Source organism: Kitasatospora sp. NPDC056800 (assembly GCF_042789775.1).
Lineage (GTDB): Bacteria > Actinomycetota > Actinomycetes > Streptomycetales > Streptomycetaceae > Kitasatospora.
In genome coordinates, this window is the sequence record NZ_JBHUAL010000053.1 from 27,660 (window position 1) to 43,835 (window position 16,176).

The 16,176-nt window shown below is 71.8% G+C and carries 18 protein-coding genes; 8 read left to right on the plus strand and 10 right to left on the minus strand.

What is annotated here, in order from left to right; all coding sequences use genetic code 11:
- Positions 1–55 precede the first annotated feature (55 nt).
- Positions 56–910, minus strand: a complete 855-nt coding sequence (locus tag ACFRQN_RS14795; RefSeq protein ID WP_380740705.1) for an Eco29kI family restriction endonuclease — start codon at positions 908–910, stop codon at positions 56–58.
- A 118-nt stretch (positions 911–1,028) separates the two neighbouring features.
- Here ACFRQN_RS14795 and ACFRQN_RS14800 point away from each other — a divergent pair, with 118 nt between their 5' ends.
- The 3 genes from ACFRQN_RS14800 (at position 1,029) to ACFRQN_RS14810 (ending at position 3,426) form a co-directional block, all read left to right on the plus strand.
- Positions 1,029–2,402 (plus strand): DNA cytosine methyltransferase, encoded by a 1,374-nt coding sequence (locus ACFRQN_RS14800; RefSeq protein WP_380740707.1) that lies wholly within the window; start codon positions 1,029–1,031, stop codon positions 2,400–2,402.
- Positions 2,403–2,665: 263 nt separating this feature from the next.
- Positions 2,666–3,178 carry a very short patch repair endonuclease gene (locus tag ACFRQN_RS14805; RefSeq protein ID WP_380740709.1) on the plus strand — a complete coding sequence of 171 codons (513 nt, stop codon included), beginning with the start codon at positions 2,666–2,668 and terminating at the stop codon, positions 3,176–3,178.
- 95 nt (positions 3,179–3,273) lie between these two features.
- On the plus strand, positions 3,274–3,426 hold the full coding sequence (locus tag ACFRQN_RS14810; protein WP_380740711.1) for a thiamine biosynthesis protein ThiC: 153 nt from the start codon (positions 3,274–3,276) through the stop codon (positions 3,424–3,426).
- 59 nt (positions 3,427–3,485) lie between these two features.
- Here ACFRQN_RS14810 and ACFRQN_RS14815 read toward each other — a convergent pair whose 3' ends face one another.
- Together ACFRQN_RS14815 and ACFRQN_RS14820 are read right to left on the minus strand one after the other, a co-directional pair.
- Entirely contained in the window at positions 3,486–3,917 is a 432-nt protein-coding gene (locus tag ACFRQN_RS14815) for an SRPBCC family protein (RefSeq protein WP_117488797.1), read from the minus strand.
- Between the two features lie 17 nt (positions 3,918–3,934).
- Positions 3,935–4,291 (minus strand): VOC family protein, encoded by a 357-nt coding sequence (locus ACFRQN_RS14820; protein WP_380740713.1) that lies wholly within the window; start codon positions 4,289–4,291, stop codon positions 3,935–3,937.
- Between the two features lie 113 nt (positions 4,292–4,404).
- Here ACFRQN_RS14820 and ACFRQN_RS14825 point away from each other — a divergent pair, with 113 nt between their 5' ends.
- Positions 4,405–5,202: a helix-turn-helix domain-containing protein gene (locus tag ACFRQN_RS14825; protein WP_380740715.1), complete on the plus strand. Its 798-nt coding sequence runs from the start codon at positions 4,405–4,407 to the stop codon at positions 5,200–5,202.
- A 15-nt stretch (positions 5,203–5,217) separates the two neighbouring features.
- Here ACFRQN_RS14825 and ACFRQN_RS14830 read toward each other — a convergent pair whose 3' ends face one another.
- Entirely contained in the window at positions 5,218–5,658 is a 441-nt protein-coding gene (locus ACFRQN_RS14830) for a CBS domain-containing protein (RefSeq protein WP_380740717.1), read from the minus strand.
- 311 nt (positions 5,659–5,969) lie between these two features.
- Between ACFRQN_RS14830 and ACFRQN_RS14835 the strand changes: the two genes are divergently transcribed.
- Together ACFRQN_RS14835 and ACFRQN_RS14840 are read left to right on the plus strand one after the other, a co-directional pair.
- The gene (locus ACFRQN_RS14835; protein WP_375876529.1) at positions 5,970–6,419 is read left to right on the plus strand and encodes a DUF5994 family protein; all 450 of its coding nucleotides are present in this window, start codon (positions 5,970–5,972) and stop codon (positions 6,417–6,419) included.
- Positions 6,420–6,609: 190 nt separating this feature from the next.
- The gene (locus tag ACFRQN_RS14840; RefSeq protein WP_049659222.1) at positions 6,610–7,047 is read left to right on the plus strand and encodes an SRPBCC domain-containing protein; all 438 of its coding nucleotides are present in this window, start codon (positions 6,610–6,612) and stop codon (positions 7,045–7,047) included.
- Positions 7,048–7,138: 91 nt separating this feature from the next.
- On the opposite strand, the gene ACFRQN_RS14845 is transcribed toward ACFRQN_RS14840, so the two are convergent.
- Positions 7,139–7,525 (minus strand): VOC family protein, encoded by a 387-nt coding sequence (locus tag ACFRQN_RS14845; RefSeq protein ID WP_074001979.1) that lies wholly within the window; start codon positions 7,523–7,525, stop codon positions 7,139–7,141.
- Between the two features lie 134 nt (positions 7,526–7,659).
- On the opposite strand from ACFRQN_RS14845, the gene ACFRQN_RS14850 reads away from it, so the two are divergent.
- Positions 7,660–8,583, plus strand: coding sequence for a LysR family transcriptional regulator (locus tag ACFRQN_RS14850; protein ID WP_380740719.1), 924 nt, complete (start codon positions 7,660–7,662; stop codon positions 8,581–8,583).
- Positions 8,584–8,609: 26 nt separating this feature from the next.
- Here ACFRQN_RS14850 and ACFRQN_RS14855 read toward each other — a convergent pair whose 3' ends face one another.
- The 5 genes from ACFRQN_RS14855 to ACFRQN_RS14875 form a co-directional block, all read right to left on the minus strand.
- Positions 8,610–9,020: a hypothetical protein gene (locus tag ACFRQN_RS14855; RefSeq protein WP_380740721.1), complete on the minus strand. Its 411-nt coding sequence runs from the start codon at positions 9,018–9,020 to the stop codon at positions 8,610–8,612.
- Positions 9,021–9,163: 143 nt separating this feature from the next.
- Entirely contained in the window at positions 9,164–10,639 is a 1,476-nt protein-coding gene (locus ACFRQN_RS14860; protein WP_380740723.1) for an alpha/beta hydrolase family protein, read from the minus strand.
- Positions 10,640–10,777: 138 nt separating this feature from the next.
- Positions 10,778–11,746, minus strand: coding sequence for a hypothetical protein (locus ACFRQN_RS14865; protein WP_380740725.1), 969 nt, complete (start codon positions 11,744–11,746; stop codon positions 10,778–10,780).
- Positions 11,747–12,018: 272 nt separating this feature from the next.
- The gene (locus tag ACFRQN_RS14870; RefSeq protein ID WP_079272051.1) at positions 12,019–13,131 is read right to left on the minus strand and encodes a metallophosphoesterase; all 1,113 of its coding nucleotides are present in this window, start codon (positions 13,129–13,131) and stop codon (positions 12,019–12,021) included.
- 421 nt (positions 13,132–13,552) lie between these two features.
- A complete protein-coding gene (locus tag ACFRQN_RS14875) occupies positions 13,553–14,710 on the minus strand; it encodes a LacI family DNA-binding transcriptional regulator (protein WP_074001983.1) in 1,158 nt (385 codons plus the stop codon).
- A gap of 342 nt (positions 14,711–15,052) precedes the next feature.
- On the opposite strand from ACFRQN_RS14875, the gene hisC reads away from it, so the two are divergent.
- Positions 15,053–16,132, plus strand: coding sequence for a histidinol-phosphate transaminase (gene hisC / locus ACFRQN_RS14880; protein WP_049651240.1), 1,080 nt, complete (start codon positions 15,053–15,055; stop codon positions 16,130–16,132).
- Positions 16,133–16,176 lie beyond the last annotated feature (44 nt).

The window sequence follows — 16,176 nt, forward strand, 5'->3', positions numbered from 1 at the left end:
GCGCTGGGAGGAGAGCCTCCCGGCGCAGCGTCTCCGTACAGGGAGTCTGTGGGGCTCAGCCCTCGTCACTCTCTGTGTCGGGTTCCTCCGGGATGTCCTCAGCCGCACCGATCTCGGGTTCGACGTCGAGGATCTCGTCACCGCGGTAGTACCGCCAGACACTCGGGTAGTTGTGCCTGTTGTCCGGATACAGGATCGCGCGCCCGGGGAGGACTGCGATCTGCCAGTTATTCGGCAGGGCCGCGGCGGTGATCGCGAAGAGCTGAGCTATTGTCAGCTCATCGCCGGGAAGTTCGACGATCTTCTTGTAAGCATCGCCCATCTTCTTTTTCTCATAGCGGAAGGTATATGGGGCTTCCTTGCTCACTTTGGCCAGAAGCTTGCTAAGCGCTATGGGGCCGGCGGCGAGGCCGGGGACGGTTCGCTCCAGGTCGATTCGGAAGAATGCGTCAAAGTGGTTCGCTGTGACAACCGTCTCGTCGCGTCGCTTGCCGGGATCGTTGTTGCCGAAGCCGTTGTTGTTCCAGGGGATCTGCCCCTGCCCCTTGTAGTGCTTGATGAGTAGTTTCTCGGGGGCGAGTGCCGAGAAGTCTTCAGCGACGTAGAGGCATGTGAAGGTCATCTCGGCAAGGTCGATCCCCTGTCGGCCGGAGACCTTGCGAAGGTGCTTGAGGATGCGGGCGGGCAGAGACTTGTCTGCCTTGCCGACATAGACGAACTCCCCGTTGCGGTAGAGCTGGTAGACGCCGGGGCGGTTGTCCAGCGTGGACAGGTTCTGCTGGGTCAGGGGAGCTGGTCTGAGCCGCCCGAGAGCTGTAGCCAGTTGGTCGCCGAGTGCCTGAGTGATGCTGAGTTTGAAGTCACCGTGATTGGTGGCTCCCGTTTCGGGCTCGCCCGCCTGTGCTGCCATGTCTGTCGCTCCTCCCAGGACAAATGATCACCTGGACCCTATTGCCCTCAGCGGGCGCACAGCGACCCCTATGAGTGATTCATTCTCAAGATCACAAAGTCCGCGGTATGGTTTGTGTATGGTTGAGCTGCCAGATGACACGAAGAGGGACCGCACCAGCGTGGAGCTGTTCGCGGGCGGGGGCGGACTGGCCATGGCGGTCCACCGGGCCGGGTTCAGGCCGCTCCTGTTCAACGAGTTCAACGCGCGCGCTTGCGAGACATTGGAGGCGAACGCGAAGAGGACGCTAGGCGGCGACGGCATCAGGCGCACCGAGGCGGTGGATCCGCAGCCTCCGGCGGCCGGGGAGCCGGCGCCGTTGTTCCCGCTGGATGTGACGAAGCTCAACCTGAGTGCCTTCGAGGGCCAGGTGGATGTGCTGGCGGGAGGCCCGCCTTGTCAGCCCTTCAGCGCTGGTGGTGTCGCCAAGGGTGACGAGGACAAGCGCAACATGTTCCCGGCCATGTTCCAGGCCATCCGGCAGATGCGTCCCAAGGCGGTCATCTGCGAGAACGTCAGAGGCTTGCTGCGGCCTTCTTTCAAGGAATACTTCACCTATATTCAGCGAGAGTTGGCCCTTCCTTTCGAGTCGCGCAACCCAAAGGATATCTGGCAGGATCACAATCGCAAGCTGGCAGGTATTCTTGGTGATGCGATTGATCTTCCGGATGGGGATGAAAACCCCGATCACTACAGGGTGAAGCTGTTTCCGGTGAACGCTGCCGACTACGGTGTTCCTCAGGTTCGAAACCGAATTGTAATGGTCGCTTTCCGGGCAGATCTGCCCATTGACTCGGACAAGTTTTACGAGATCTACTCTGCGCGCCAGTTCTCCGAGGAATCCCTCCTTCTTTCTATGGTCGACGATGATGGCGAATACTGGCAGCGGCACCCCAAGGTGCCATCGCATGTGCGCGATCGAGTCCGTGCTCGTATTCCCAAGGATGTACGCGCGCTAAAGGGCGAGGAGGAGCTGCCGGCTTGGCGGACGCTGCGCGACGCCGTCCAGGGTTACGGAACTGGAAGCAAGCTTCCTGCCCTTCCGGAGGTTGACCTTGGTCTTCTGGATCGGAAGACAGAGCAGGCGGCTGATATTGGTATCACCGACCACATCGGGTGGCCCGATGCGAGGATCTACAAGGGTCACACCCCGAACGAGATGGACCGACCGGCGAAGACGGTCAAAGCTGGCGTCCATGGTGTTCCCGGAGGTGAGTCGGTAGTCCTGCTGGACAAGTTGGCGCCCGGATCCAAGCCTGGCGAGGACGCGACCTATCAGCATCGCTACATGACTGTTCGCGAGACCGCGCGTGTCATGACGTTTCCAGACGAGTGGCAGGGATCGGGGCCCCGAGGGGAGAAGATGCGTCAGCTCGGCAACGCCGTCCCTGTTGCCCTCGGTGAGTTCTTCGCACGAGCGGTTGCCGACACGCTCGACAAGGCAGGGCAATAGGCTTCGCTGTGAGTGATGGGACCCGGAGCTGGAGGGACTCGCTCCCACCGGAGCACGCGTACAAGCGGCGCGCTGGCGCGGCGCCGTCTGTTGCTGAGCAGGACCGTGCGGCTGGTGGGCGGCATCGTCGAATGGTGGAGCTTGGCGACGGGCGTTTCGCGCGAGCGTCGGTAAGTTTGCGTCTGTATCGGAGTACACGGAGGATCCGCGCCTATTTGCGATGGTCGAAGGATGGCAAAACCCAGGAGCGGTACATCTGTGAGGTGGAGCACGAGTGGAGAGGCGCTAACCTTGCCGAAGCATGGCGGATCGCTTGGCAGCGCGGCTTCGTGTCAGAAGAACCGTTGCCGCCGAATTCCAAGGCTTCCTCGCGTGCGGTGCGCGCCAATATGCAGGCTAACCGGGGAAGAGACACTGGTCCAGAGTTGGCGCTCCGCTCGCTGGTTCACGCCCGGGGATTGCGTTACCGCGTAGACGTGCGGCCAATTCTGGAGATTCGCCGACGCGCCGACCTCGTTTTCGCAAAGGATCGTGTCGCGGTTTTTGTGGACGGCTGCTTTTGGCATGGCTGCCCTGAGCATAGTCGCCCCGCTAAGAAGAATGCCGAGGCGTGGTCTCTCAAGATCGCAGGGAATCGCGCTCGTGATGCCGAAACAAATTCTCTCCTTCGGGCCGCTGGCTGGACAGTAATCAGGGTCTGGGAGCATGACGATTTCGGTGCGGCAGCGAAAAAGATTGCTGAAACCATTGCATTGGTTCGGGGTGTCGCCGGCTGAGTTTTAGAACGAAAGTACATGCGCCTACGTGTACTCTCGTCGTTCCACTTAAAGACTGCCAGCCTCCGTTGATCTGCGGAGTGATCTTTTGCTCGATGAAGATCTCCCAGAAGATCCGCGACGAGCACGGCGACGGATCCACCGCCGTGTCCAGCGAGTTCGACGCCGAGGCGCTGGCCGGCATGGCCGAGAAGTCCGCCGAGTTCGCGGCCCAGGGCAACAAGGTCTACCTCCCGCTGGTGGACTGACCCGGGGCGCCGGAGCGCCGCCCCGAAGTACCTCGGGGCGGCGCTTTCGCGGTCCTCCGCTACCTCCCGGCGTCGGGGCCGGCGACCGGTGCGGCGGCCTCCAGCGTGCGGCGGATCACCGCCGAACCGTGCTCGACGGACTCGGCGATCGGTGCGGCCAGGGCCTCGGGCAGGACGTCGGTGTGCCACACGAACCTCGTCCGGCCGCCGGCCTCCGGAAGGGCCTGCATGGACGCGTGGTGGTGGGACGGGTGGAGGCTGCCGCCGACGACCGTGTAGGCGACCCGCATCGCCTCGTGGTCGAGGTCGACGAGCCGTTCGAGCACGATCGTGCCGTCGGCGAAGGTGACGGTGCGCGTGTCCGAGCTCAGCCGGGTGTCGGTGACGAACCCGGGCGCCAGCCGCTCGTGCACCGCGCCGTAGTCGCTGAGCACCGACCACACCGCCTCGGGGCGGGCGTCGATGACGAGTTCCTTGTGGATCGAGGCCATGGGTGGTCGACTCCTCGTCAGGCCGAAGCGATGCAGAACAGGTGGCCCTCGGGGTCGGCGAGAACGGTCCAATCGCCTTCGCCGGGCTGGAACTCCGGCCTGGTCGCCCCCGCCGCGAGCAGCTCCTGCACCGCGGCCTCGGGATCGGCGACGGCGAAGTCGAGGTGGGCGTGCTTCGCGGCGTCGGGCCAGCCGGGCCCCCGGTAGCCGGCGACCCGCTGGAAGGCCAACCGGACCGGCCCCGAGCCGAGTTGGACGAAGTCGTCGTCGGCCTGGCCGAGGTCCCAGCCGGTGACCTGGCGGTAGAACCCGGCGAGAGCCCGGGGGTCGGCGCAGTCGATGGTGATCGCGGTGAGCTCCGCGTGGACGGCCATGGATGGCTCCCTTCCTGTCGTCACGTGGGCCCCAGCATCCGGGGTGACGGCACCGGAGGTCTTGAAGATCCTTGCGGGCCGTCCTGTCGTACCCGGCGGGTACCGTCCGCGGCATGCTGTCCGCATCGACCCTCGCCGCCCGGCCGGAGTTCACCGTGACCGTGGTGGGGTGCCGCTGCGACCACACCCGGTGGTCGCAGCCGGAGACCCGTGACGACCACCGCCTGGTGCTGGTGCGACGCGGCAGGTTCCGGCGGTCGGCCGACGGCACCGACACCGATCTGGACGCGACCACGGCCTACCTGGGCGCGCCCGGAGAGCAGGAGCGCTTCGCGCACCCGGCCGGCGGCGACGTCTGCACGTCGGTCAGGTTCGAGCCCTCCCTGCTCGGGCGCCCGCCCGCCGCGACAACGGTGTACGTCGACGCGCGCGTCGACCTCGCCCACCGCCGTCTGGTCGCCGCCGCGGGCACCGGCGACATCGACTACGCGCTGGCGGAGGAACTGCTCCGCCTCGTCGCGGCCGCGGCCGGTGAGCCGACCGCCCGCGCCCGGCGGGCAGGCCGGCCGGCCGACCGGGCGCTGGTCGCGGCGGCGCGCGAGGCGATCATCGAGGAGGCCCCGGAGGCCGGTGGGCTCTGCGCGCTGGCCGCGCTGCTGGAGGTGTCGCCCTACCGGCTGAGCCGGGTGTTCTCCAGGGAGACGGGCGTCTCGCTGACCCGCTACCGCAACCGCGTACGCGTCACCCGGGCCATGGACCGGATCGTCGAGGGCGAACCCGGCCTCGCCGCCCTCGCGGCCCAGCTCGGCTTCGCCGACCAGGCGCACCTGACCCGCGTCGTCCGCGAGCACGTGGGGCACACGCCCACGGCACTGCGCCGGCTGCTCGCTCCGGGCCCGGGCCCGTCATGAGCCGGCGGGGCGGGGTCACGCGGGCACGGTGACGACCAGGTCGGGGGCGAGCAGGCCGGCGGCGCGGTCCGCGGTCAGCGCGCCGAGGATGTAGCCGTCCTCGTCGACGACGGGCCAGACCGCGAGGTGCTTGACCCGCATGGCGATCGCGGCCAGGGCCAGGCCCATGGTCGGCCAGGCGAACGGGCCGCGCTGGTGGGTGGTCGAGCTGATCGCGGTCCGCTCGGCGTACCAGGAGCGGGTGAGGAACGGATGGAGTCCGGTGCGGGTGACCAGCCCCTCGCAGCGGCCGTCGTGGCCGCGGACGAGCAGGTAGTCGAGGTGGGCGCCGCGGAGGACGTCGTCGGCCTGGTCGACGGTGCTGTCGTCGGCTATCTGGTAGTCGCAGGGGTCCATGGCGTCGGCGACCGTGAGGCCGTGGCAGGGTCGTGCGGGCTGGGGCGAGTGAGTGGTCACGGCGTTCACCGCTTCCCGTCTCCGGCCGCCCGCCGGAGCGGGGGCAGCCGGGCTGTCCTTCACCCAGAACGAAGCCGGAACGGGACCGGAATGCGGGTTGCCCTGGATGTCTCCGAGGCTACTCCCCGGGCGGACGGGGCGGAGCGCGGTGCGTGCGCGGGACGGGGCGGAGAGCGGGGCGGCGGGCGGCCCGGGGGAGGCCGTGGCGGAGTAGCGTGGGAGGCAGCCAAGGACATTCCGCACACCGGCATCAGCGTCGACGTCGCCCTGGGTCATGACGGGTCCCTCGTGGACCGGACGGGCGGCCTCAGATGATGCCGATCCCCCTCCCCAACCCTTCGCCCACCGGGCCGTGGACGGTGCCCGGTGCGCCGCTGCTGCCGCGCCTGGAGCTGGAGCCGACGCAGTCGCGGGAGGGTGTCTTCGACGGGGCCTGGTGGCCCCGCTCGAACCAGGTCAGCACCGAACTGCCGGACCTGATCACCGCGCTCGGCGCCCACTTCGGGCGCATCCTCCGGGTCGGCCTCGACACCTCGGCGTGGGACGGTGTGCCCCGGTCCGTGATGGCGAACGGCCTGATGATCAGGATCAACTGGTTCCCGGGCAGCGACGCGACGATCAGCGTCACCCGGGGCCTCCAGGACCACTTCCTGCTGCTGGTGGTGCCGCCCGGCACCGACCCGACGACGGCCGCCTCGGCGATGGCCGGCGCCTCCGCGACCGGGAACCACACCCCGGCGGCGGAACTCCTGCTCGGCTGACGGCCGTCGGCGCTGCGCGGGCAGCGGGCAGCGGGCACCGGCTCCGGGTCAGGCTCAGGCTCAGGAGAGCTCGTCGGAAGAGCTCCGGAGAACTCGTCGGAAAAACTTTCGCGGGGAGCGATGAGTTCTCGGGGCGGTCCCGGTCTACCCCTGTGCAAGCGACAGACGTGACCACGGAGGAGATTCCGAGATGACCGAGAACCTGGGCGAGCTGACCATCACCCGCGAGCTGCCGGGCGCCCCCGCCGCCGCGTTCGAGGCGTACTTCGAGCCGGAGCAGTTCGTCCGCTTCTGGGGTCCGGTCGGCACCCACGTGCCGCTGGACACCGTGACCATCGAGGCGAAGGAGGGCGGGCGCTACGACAGCACCATGGTGGTCGACGAGACCGGCGACCGGTACCCGTTGAAGGCGGAGATCACCGAGATCCGGGCGGGCGAGTTCTTCGCGATGGTGGAGGAGGGCTCGGGCATGCGGTCCACCCTCACCTTCACCGGGCTCGACGAGGGCCGCACCCGGGTGGTGCTGCACCAGACCGGGGTGCCGGAGATGTACCGCGGCCCGGAGGCCGAGGCGGGGCTGAACTCCAGCTTCGACCGGCTGGTCGAGCACCTCGCCGGCCGGAGCTGACCCGGCGGCCGGCCGCGTGCCGTCCCGGCCCGGTGCTCGGGCCGGGGGCGGCGCCGCTCGGCGGTCGGCGCCCTTCGGCGGTCGGCGCCGCTCAGCGGTCGGCGTCCTGGGGGTACCAGCGGAGTTCGACGGTGTTGCCGTCCGGGTCCTGGACGTAGACGGAGGTCGCGGTGCCGCGGGCGCCGTAGCGGGGGACGGGGCCTTCGAGGACGGTGAAGGTGCCGGCGTCGATGACCTCCTGCCAGTCGAGGGGCTCGACGGTGAGGCAGAAGTGGTCGACGTTGGACTCGTGCCGGGGGCCGTGGACCAGGTCGATGATGGTCTCGGCGCCGACCCGGACGGACGGGAACGGCGCCCGGCCGGCCCGCCACTCGTCGACCCGGACGGGGGCCAGGCCGAGCAGGCCGGAGTAGAAGGCCAGCGAACGCTCGACGTCGGCGACGTTGAGGACCAGGTGGTCGAAGGCTACGACGCGCATGGGTGATCGGCTCCGCTCGGGTGCGACTGCTGGGGACGGGTTCCACGATCCTCCTGGCCGGAGGCCTGATCAACGCGTGATCGTCGTACGATCGTTGAGCCGCATTCAACGATCGAGGGGCGGGCGGGGCCGGGATGCTGGAGCGGCTGGAGATCGAGGTCGTCCTCGCGCTCGCCGAGGAGCAGCACTTCGGGCGGACCGCCGAGCGGCTGCACCTGACCACGGGGCGGGTCAGCCAGGTGGTGCGGAAACTGGAGCGCCGGATCGGCGCGCAGCTGTTCGACCGCACCAGCCGGTCGGTCCGACTCACCGCAGTGGGGCGGCAGTTGGCCGAGGACCTGGTGCCGGTGGCGGCGGCGACGGAGGCGGCGCTGCGCCGGGCGGAGGACGCCGCCCGGGGCGTCACCGGGGAGCTCCGGGTGGCGTTCCTCGGGGAGTGGACGGCGCCCGTGCTGCTCAAGGCGGCCGCGCTGTTCGGCGAGCGGTACCCGGACTGCCGGGTGGACGTGCGCGAGGTGCAGCTCTCCAACTCCCGGTCGAGCCTGGAGGACGGCTCGGTCGACGTCCTGATCGCCTCCTACCCGTTCGACGGCATGGCCCGCGGGCCGGTGCTGCTGACCGAGCGGCGGGTCCTCGCGGTGGCGGCCGGGCACCCGCTGGCCGCGGAGCGGTCGGTGTCGGTCGAGGTGCTCGCCGACCACCCGGTGGTGCAGTACCCGGCCGTCACCTCGGCGGGCTTCAAGCGCGACCGCACCCCCGACCGCACCCCGTCCGGCCGTCCGGTGCCCAAGGGCCCGTCCGGCGGCACCTTCTCCGAGCTGCTCAGCCTGGTCGCGATGGGCCGCGGCGTCCTCCCGGTCGGCGAGCACTCCCGCCACTACTACCCGCGCCCGGACGTCGCGTACGTGCCGATCCACGACGCGCCCCCGATCGAGCGCGGCCCGGTCTGGCTGGAGAGCAACACCACCGCCCGGGTCCGCGCCTTCGTCCGGGCGGCGACGGACGTCGTCGCGGAGCGGCCCGGGGGCGCGCCGCTCCGCGCGCCGGCGACGGACTGACCGCACCCGCCCCGAAGCGGTTCAACTCACCCTGCGCCGACGGTAGTAGTGCACGGTGAGCACGGCGAGGAGCGGACCCCAGGCGGCCGGCGGCAGGTAGCCGATCCAGAACACGACGGTCTGCCAGCCGTGGGTGACGACCCCGCCCACACCTCGCCCCAGCGGGCGACCAGGCCGAAGCAGAGGAGGGCCAGCGCCTCGCTGACCACGCTGAGCGCGAGGATGTACGCCCAGCCTTCGTCGAACGGGGCGGGGTCCCGCTCCGGTGGTGTCGGGCCGTGGTCGAGCAGCGGCAGGCCGACGATGAAGCCGCCGATCCGCCAGAGGCAGGAGGGCAGGACGGCCAGGGTGATCGCGTACCCGGTGCGGACCGCCCGGCGGGGCACGCCCGGTGCGGGGGTGCCGTGCAGTCGTGCCGCGATCGTCCGTGCGCCCATGGTTCCGCCTCCCGACCCGGGCGGACGCGGTCCGTCCACCACCGGCTCCGACCCTCCCGGAGCGGGCCGGCCGGGGCGTCCTCATCCGGGCCGAACCCGCTCCCCCGGGCGAGGGAGCGGGCCGTTGCCCCGATGGCGGGGAGTCAGGGCAGCAGCAGTCCCCAGGACAGGGCCCAGGGCAGGAACATCAGCCCGGCCAGCAGCAGGGCGCCCAGCCGCGCCCGGTCGGCCAGGGAGGCGGCGGCCAGGGCGGCCCGCTCCCGCCGGGCACCGGCCGCGGCGACGGCGGCCGCCCCGAGGGCGAACAGTGCGAGCAGCTGGACGGCCAGCCAGACCACCGGGCGGCCGAACAGGACCGGGCCGGGGAACATCGCGGCGGTGAGCATCAGGAAGAGCAGGTAGCCGAGGGCGCCCAGGAGGGCGGCCGTTCCGGCGAGGGCGGCCCAGCGGGCGGCCCGGGGCAGGGCGGCCGGGTGCGGCCGGCGGCGCAGGCGGCGGACGGCGCCGCTCAGCGCGTAGCCCGCGAAGCCGGTCAGGCAGAGCAGGGTGGCGACGACCTCGAACCAGGTGGACTCGTACCAGGGGAGCGGGTCGAGCGCGAGGCTGCGGGTGTCCTGGTGCGGGGCCGGGTCGGCGGAGGCGGAGGGGAGGCCGGTGGCGAGCCGCTGGATCCAGGCGGACTCGGTCCCGGCGTAGTCGGCGGGGAGCAGGTCGGGCCGGTCGTAGCCGTCGTCCCGGGTCAGGTGCAGGTTGTGCCGGACGTCGGGGACGGTCCGCAGCGTGTAGTGGGTGTTGCCGCCGCGGTCGAGGGCCCGGCGGATGATCGTCGCGCTCTCCTCGGGGGCGGCCTCGCGGTCGAGCGTGCCCCACTCGGCCAGGACGGGCTGCCGGACCCGCTCCCACACCGGCACCGGGTCGTAGTCGGCCTCCGGGAAGAGCCCGGCCGCCGAGAGCAGGCGGACGGAGGTGTCCGAGAGCGCGGTGACCAGCGAGCCGGAGACGCCGGCGTGGCGCAGGTAGCCCCGGTACGCCCAGGCCTGCTGGCGGGCCGGGGTGAGGCCGACGGCCCCGACGGTGACCAGGTACGCCGCCTCGGTGGTGCGGGTGGCGGCGAGCGAGGCCACCCAGGCGCCCTCGGACAGGCCCCACAGGCCGACCCGGTCCGGGGCGACCTCCGGCCGGGCGCGCAGCAGCCGGACGGCGGCCAGGGCGTCGTCGGCCAGCTGCCCGTAGTCCCGGTGGGTCGTCGAGTAGCCGTCGGTGCGCTTGTCGAAGACGAGGACGGTGACGCCGTGCCGCGCGTACGACTCGGCGGCGGCCCGCAGCTCGGCGAGCGGGCCCGGGCCGGCCCCGGGGAGCATGACCAGTCCCGGGCCGGGGGTGCCGGCCTTCGCGCCGGGCGCGGCCAGCACCAGGCCGTGCAGGACGGTGCCGCCGGCGCCGGTGAAGTCGACCGGGCTGGGGACCGGATCGCCCGGCGCGGGCGCGTCGCCCGCCGCCTCGACTGCGGCTGCTTCGGCTCCGACGCCGGGGAGCAGCCCCAGCAGGGCCGCCAGCAGGGCGGTGACCAGCAGCAGGGCCGGTCGGGTGCGGGCCGGTTGGACGGGTCCGGTGCGCATCGCTGGTCTCCCCCGGGTCGTGCTCCACTCGTGGGTTCCAGCCTGGCGGGCAGCGGGGCCCGGGACGATGGTGGCCGCCCCCGGACCGGGGGTGGGGATGTCCCCCGGTCCGGGGGCGCCGGCCGGGGAGCGGAGGGTTCAGCGGACCTCGTCGGGTCCGGTGAAGTCGGGTGGGGTGTACCCGGGTCCGGTGAAGTCGGGTGGGGTGAAGCCGGCCGGGCGGGGGACGCGGCCTTCGCGGTCGGTGAGTTCTTCGGCGTCGGGTCCGGTGAAGTCGGGTGGGGTGTACCCGGGTCCGGTGAAGTCGGGTGGGGTGAAGCCGGCCGGGCGGGGGACGCGGCCCTCGCGGTCGGTGAGTCCTTCGGCGCCGGGGCTGGTGAACGAGGGTGAGCTGTAGCCGGGGCCGGTGAAGTCCGGGCTGCTGAAGTCGGGGCGGCTGACACCGGGTCGGGTCGCCGGGGTCGGCACCGGCGGCAGCGCGTCGAGCAGGTACGGGAGGAGTCCGCGCTCGCGCAGCGCGGTGCGCCATTCGCCGTGGGCGTCGCCGAGTTCGGCGGCGAGCTCCGGGTCGGTGCCGGCCGGTGCGGCGGCGGCGCCGTCGCGCAGGGCGGTGAGCAGCAGCCCGATGATGCCGATGGCCATCGCGGCGACCCCGGCGGCGAGCGCCACCCAGCCGGCCGTGACCAGGGAGCCGGCGAGGGCGAGGCCCGGCTCGGCGGCGCGCAGCAGGTAGCCGATCAGCAGCAGGAACAGGGCGGCGGCCCAGGCCAGGATCGGGGTGAGCACGGTGAGGACGGGGAACGGTCCGCCTCCGCCGCCGCCGGTGCGCAGCTGGGTGAGCAGCCCGGGGTTGGCGGGTTCGCCGCCGGGCGGTGGCGGGGGCGTGCTGTGCAGGGCCTCGCGCAGCCGGGTGTAGTGGGCGTACTCGGTGGCGGCCGCGGCGTTGACGCGGTCGGCGTCGCGCAGGGCGCGGAGGCGCAGTTCGGCGGTGGCGAGCGCGCCGGGTGCGCGCAGGGCGGTGAGGACGGTGCGGTCGCGCAGGGCTTCCGTGAGGAGGCGCTCGTACTCCGGGCGGTCCTCGGCGAGCAGGGGCGGGGGGTTGGTCATGGGGACCCCGTTCGTGCGGACCCCGTTCGCTCGGCCCCGGGGGCGCACGGCCCTCAGGACGCCGAAACGGGCGCGGAGGCGGGCCGCCGGACGGGCGGCCGGGTGTGGTGTGCCTCATGGTAGGGGCGGGCATGCCCGGGCTGACAGTCGGTTTCCGGAATTTCGCGCCCCCGGACGCGCGCGTGCGACGGTTCGGGCGCCGGGAACAACTGTTCTATGCCTGGCGTCAGTTGGCGTACGGCCGGGCGGTCGGGTGACAGGCGGCCGGGCGGTCAGCCGATGGGCAGCCGGGCGACCAGCAGCCGCCCCTCCATGGTGACGCCGCCGTCCATCGCCACCGCGAGGTCGTCCGCGTACACGTACGGCCCGGGGATGTGCGGCGGCTGGCCGTCGTCGTTGTGCACCGCGCCGGTGAGGTACGGGATCGGGCTGTGCCCGTGCACGATCCGGCTGCCGCCGTAGGTGTCCAGCAGCTCGTGGACGGCCAGCGGCCCGGCTTCGCCGCGGAAGGCGAACCGCTTGGTGAAGCGGCGGAAGCAGTCCCACCACTCGTCCACGCTGCCGTCGGCGAGCAGGCTGTGCACCGCGTCGTTGACGTCGGGGATGGACTCGCCGTACTCCAGGTACGCGGTGGTGTCGGAGTGCAGCAGCAGGTGGCCGTCCTCCACCGCCATGGCGGGGAGCCGGGAGAGCCAGCTGATGTGGTGCGCCTCCAGGCGGTCCAGGTCGTTCTGCTGGCCGCCGTTGAGCCGCCAGGCGGCGAGGAAGGAGGCGGTGCCGGCGGTGGACTGGACGGGCTCGTCGCCGTACTTGGCGGCGCCGAGGAAGAGCAGTTCGTGGTTGCCCATCAGGGCGCGGCAGTAGCCGCCGGCCGCGGCGGCCTCGGCGGCCAGCTGCATGACCAGGTCGATGACGCCGATGCCGTCGGGGCCGCGGTCGGTGAAGTCGCCGAGGAACCAGATCCGGGCGCGGCCGGCGGACCAGTGGCCGTCGGCGTCGATCAGGCCCTGGTGGCGCAGCTCGGCGCGCAGCTCCTCCAGGTAGCCGTGGACGTCGCCGACGACGTAGACCGGGCCGGGGGGCTCGCCGGGGCCGGGGGCCGGGTACGGGTAGGTCGGCGCGGCGGGGTCGGGCAGCGGCGGGCCGAGCTCGATGGTCGGCGGGTCGTCGCGGCCGGCGAGCTGGAGCGCCGGGGAGGGCTGGTCGGGCAGGGTGGGCTCGTAGCCGCCCTGGTCCTGGCCGTCGTAGCCGCTCCGCTCCTGGCCGCCCTCGTACCCGTTCTGCTCCTGACCGTCGTACCCGCCCTGCTCCTGGCCCCCCTCGTACCCCGGTCCGTTCTCGTAGCCGCCCTGTCCCTGCTGCGCGAAGGCCGGGCTGTGGTCCATGCCGATCCCCTGGGCGTGCACGGTGTGACCCTGGCCGTCGGCGGGCCAGTGCTGCTCCAGGTAGCGGGCTCCGCCGTAGCCGCTGTAGGTCTCCCCGTCGTGGGTCTCCCCGTCGTACGGGGCCGCGGGGTAGCCGGTGGAGGGATCGGGTTCGTAATAGGTGCCGTACGGCAGCACGTCGAGGTCCGGCTGGTGGCGGGGGCCTGAGTGGGGGTGCTCAGGCCCGGGGAAGCGGTCCTCGGGTGTCATTCGCCCATCATAGGAAGACCACTCTCCCGGCGTCGTCACCTGGTGGGTATCCAATCCTCCGGAGCGTCAGCCGGGCGGCCCCACAAGGTCCGTTTTGTCCCGGCTCGGTACGGTCTCGTCAGCTCTGCCCGGGCGCGGCGGCCCGGTCCCGGGGCCGCCGCGGCGCGGTGGTCTAAACCTCGCCAGGCGACCGGGGCGGGCTGACGGTGGTGCGCGGACTCCGGCGCTGGGAGGACGCGCGGACGATCAGTTCGGTCGGCATCAGGGTGCCCGGCGGCGGCCCGGTGCCGGCGGTGCGGAACCGCGGCGGGAAGAGCCGGGCGATGTCGACGCCCGTCCCGGAGTCCACGCCCTCGATCGCGTCGATGAGCAGGTTGACCACGGTGGTGCCGATCTTGCGCGGCTTGAGCGAGAGCGTGGTGATCGGCGGTTCGGTGGTGGCGTAGACGTCGCTCTCGCTGCAGCAGACCAGCAGCAGGTCGTCCGGCACCCGCAGGCCGTACCGGCGGGCGGCGGCCAGCAGGTCGGTGCCGTTGGGGTCGAACAGCCCGTAGACGGCGTCCGGCCGGTCGGGCCGGGCGAGCAGCCGGTCGGCGGCGACGGCGCCGGCGGCCGGGTCGTGCGCCGGGTAGGTCTCGTACACCGGCTCCTGGCCGACCTTGGCGCACCAGCCGAGGTAGGCCTCGGTGGAGAGCCGGGTGTAGGTGTCGGTGCTGGTGCCGGTGAGCAGGCCGATGCGGCGGGCGCCGGCCTCAGAGAGGTGGTCGAGGATGCCGAGCACGGCGGCCTCGTGGTCGTTGTCGACCCAGGCGGTGACCGGGCAGTTGCCGGGCTTGCCGTCGCTGACCACCGGGACGCCGGACCGGTACAGCTCGCTCACCAGGGGGTCCTGGTCGGGCGGGTCGATGACCACGGTGCCGTCGAGGGCGATGTTGCCCCAGACGTCGTGGCGGGAGGAGGCGGGCAGCACCACCAGCGCGTAGCCGCGGCCGAGGGCGGCGCTGGTGGCGGCCCGGGCCATCTCGGCGAAGTACGCGAACTCGGTGAAGGTGAACGGCTCTTCACCGTAGGTCGTGACGGTCAGGCCGATCAGGCCGGACCGTCCGGTGCGCAGGGTGCGGGCGGCCGCGGAGGGGCGGTAGCCGAGGCGCTCGGCGACCTCGCGCACCCGGCTGCGGGTCTCGTCGGGCAGGCGGCCCTTCCCGTTCAGCGCATCGGAGACAGTGGTGATCGACACTCCGGCGGCTGCTGCCACATCCCGGATGCCGGCCCGCTCCAGACGCCGTGAGGTGGTGGGACGCCGACCGCTCTGGTTGGCTGCTGCTGTCATGGCGGACCGATCGTATGGCTCCTGACAAGGGTCTGTGACCGGCGCATCGGGAGCCCGCAGAGATACGTTTCTCCACGAGTGAGCCGGGGTGCGCCCCTTCGATACCCGCCTGAAACCAGGCCTCTTACCTCTGACATGTGCCAAAGGAACCGGGCAGAATGGCTGATCTGCGCCTGTAACCCGACCGGGCATCTCACTCCTACGGGTGAGGGCGGTCGGTATCGTGCAAGGCACCCGACCGGGGTGGTCCGGACGCGTCACGAGGTCCCGGGCACGGCGGCGACCCCGTCCGTGGCGGGCGAGCGCACCGGAGAGTTCCGCAACTGGAAACGGAGTACGACCGTGAGCAGTGGTACGTCAGCGCAGGGCCCGCGGCTGCGGCCGACCCTCGACGGCATCCCCACGTACAAGCCCGGCAAGCCGGCCGGCGCCGACGCCTACAAGCTGTCCTCGAACGAGAACCCCTACGAGCCGCTGCCCGGCGTGCTGGAGACGGCGGTCAAGGCGGCCGGCTCGTTCAACCGCTACCCCGACATGGGCGTCACCGAGCTGACCTCGGTGCTGGCCGAGCGCTTCGGGGTGCCCGCCGAGCACATCGCCACCGGCACCGGCTCGGTCGGCATCGCCCAGTCGCTGGTGCTCGTCACGGCCGGCCCGGGCGACGAGGTGATCTTCGCCTGGCGCTCCTTCGAGGCGTACCCGATCGTCGCCACCGTCGCCGGGGCCACCCCCGTCCCGGTGCCGCTCAAGGCGAACGGCGACCACGACCTGGACGCGATGCTCGCCGCGATCACCCCGAACACCCGGCTGGTCTTCGTCTGCAACCCCAACAACCCCACCGGCAACGTGATCCACCGCGCCGAGCTGGAGCGCTTCCTGGACGCCGTCCCGGCCGACGTCCTGGTCGTGGTCGACGAGGCCTACATCGAGTTCATCCGCGACCCCGAGGTGCCCAACGGCATCGACCTCTACCGGGACCGCCCGAACGTCTGCGTGCTGCGCACCTTCTCCAAGGCGTACGGCCTGGCGGGCCTGCGGGTCGGCTTCGCGATCGCGCACGAGCCGGTGGCGGCCGCGCTGCGCAAGGTCGCCACCCCGTTCGGCGTGAGCCGGCTCGCCCAGGACGCGGCCGTCGCCTCGCTGCGCGCCGAGGAGGCGCTGCTGGAGCGGGTGGAGGCGCTGGTCGAGGAGCGCACCCGGGTGGTGGCCGGGCTGCGCGCCCAGGGCTGGGAGATCCCGGACTCGCAGGCCAACTTCGTCTGGCTCTGGCTCGGCGACCGCTCGCAGGAGTTCGCCGCCGCGTGCGCCGAGGCCGGCGTGATCGTGCGGCCGTTCCCGGAGGGCGTGCGGGTGTCGATCGGCGAGGCCGAGGGCAACTCGATCTTCCTGGCGGTGGCGGAGGCCTTCCGCAAGTCGCTCTGACTCTTCCCTCGGGGCCCGCAGGGGCGCGTCGGTCCGCCGGCGCG

Bases quoted from the DNA above. Each gene is read 5' to 3' on its own strand.
- ACFRQN_RS14810 (WP_380740711.1), top strand. From the start codon at position 3,274: ATGAAGATCTCCCAGAAGATCCGCGACGAGCACGGCGACGGATCCACC.
- ACFRQN_RS14815 (WP_117488797.1), bottom strand. From the start codon at position 3,917: ATGGCCTCGATCCACAAGGAACTCGTCATCGACGCCCGCCCCGAGGCG.
- ACFRQN_RS14835 (WP_375876529.1), top strand. From the start codon at position 5,970: ATGATGCCGATCCCCCTCCCCAACCCTTCGCCCACCGGGCCGTGGACG.
- ACFRQN_RS14870 (WP_079272051.1), bottom strand. From the start codon at position 13,131: ATGGACCACAGCCCGGCCTTCGCGCAGCAGGGACAGGGCGGCTACGAG.
- ACFRQN_RS14845 (WP_074001979.1), bottom strand. From the start codon at position 7,525: ATGCGCGTCGTAGCCTTCGACCACCTGGTCCTCAACGTCGCCGACGTC.
- ACFRQN_RS14860 (WP_380740723.1), bottom strand. From the start codon at position 10,639: ATGCGCACCGGACCCGTCCAACCGGCCCGCACCCGACCGGCCCTGCTG.
- ACFRQN_RS14795 (WP_380740705.1), bottom strand. From the start codon at position 910: ATGGCAGCACAGGCGGGCGAGCCCGAAACGGGAGCCACCAATCACGGT.
- ACFRQN_RS14820 (WP_380740713.1), bottom strand. From the start codon at position 4,291: ATGGCCGTCCACGCGGAGCTCACCGCGATCACCATCGACTGCGCCGAC.
- ACFRQN_RS14825 (WP_380740715.1), top strand. From the start codon at position 4,405: ATGCTGTCCGCATCGACCCTCGCCGCCCGGCCGGAGTTCACCGTGACC.
- ACFRQN_RS14840 (WP_049659222.1), top strand. From the start codon at position 6,610: ATGACCGAGAACCTGGGCGAGCTGACCATCACCCGCGAGCTGCCGGGC.
- ACFRQN_RS14865 (WP_380740725.1), bottom strand. From the start codon at position 11,746: ATGACCAACCCCCCGCCCCTGCTCGCCGAGGACCGCCCGGAGTACGAG.
- ACFRQN_RS14850 (WP_380740719.1), top strand. From the start codon at position 7,660: ATGCTGGAGCGGCTGGAGATCGAGGTCGTCCTCGCGCTCGCCGAGGAG.
- ACFRQN_RS14855 (WP_380740721.1), bottom strand. From the start codon at position 9,020: ATGGGCGCACGGACGATCGCGGCACGACTGCACGGCACCCCCGCACCG.
- ACFRQN_RS14875 (WP_074001983.1), bottom strand. From the start codon at position 14,710: ATGACAGCAGCAGCCAACCAGAGCGGTCGGCGTCCCACCACCTCACGG.
- ACFRQN_RS14800 (WP_380740707.1), top strand. From the start codon at position 1,029: ATGGTTGAGCTGCCAGATGACACGAAGAGGGACCGCACCAGCGTGGAG.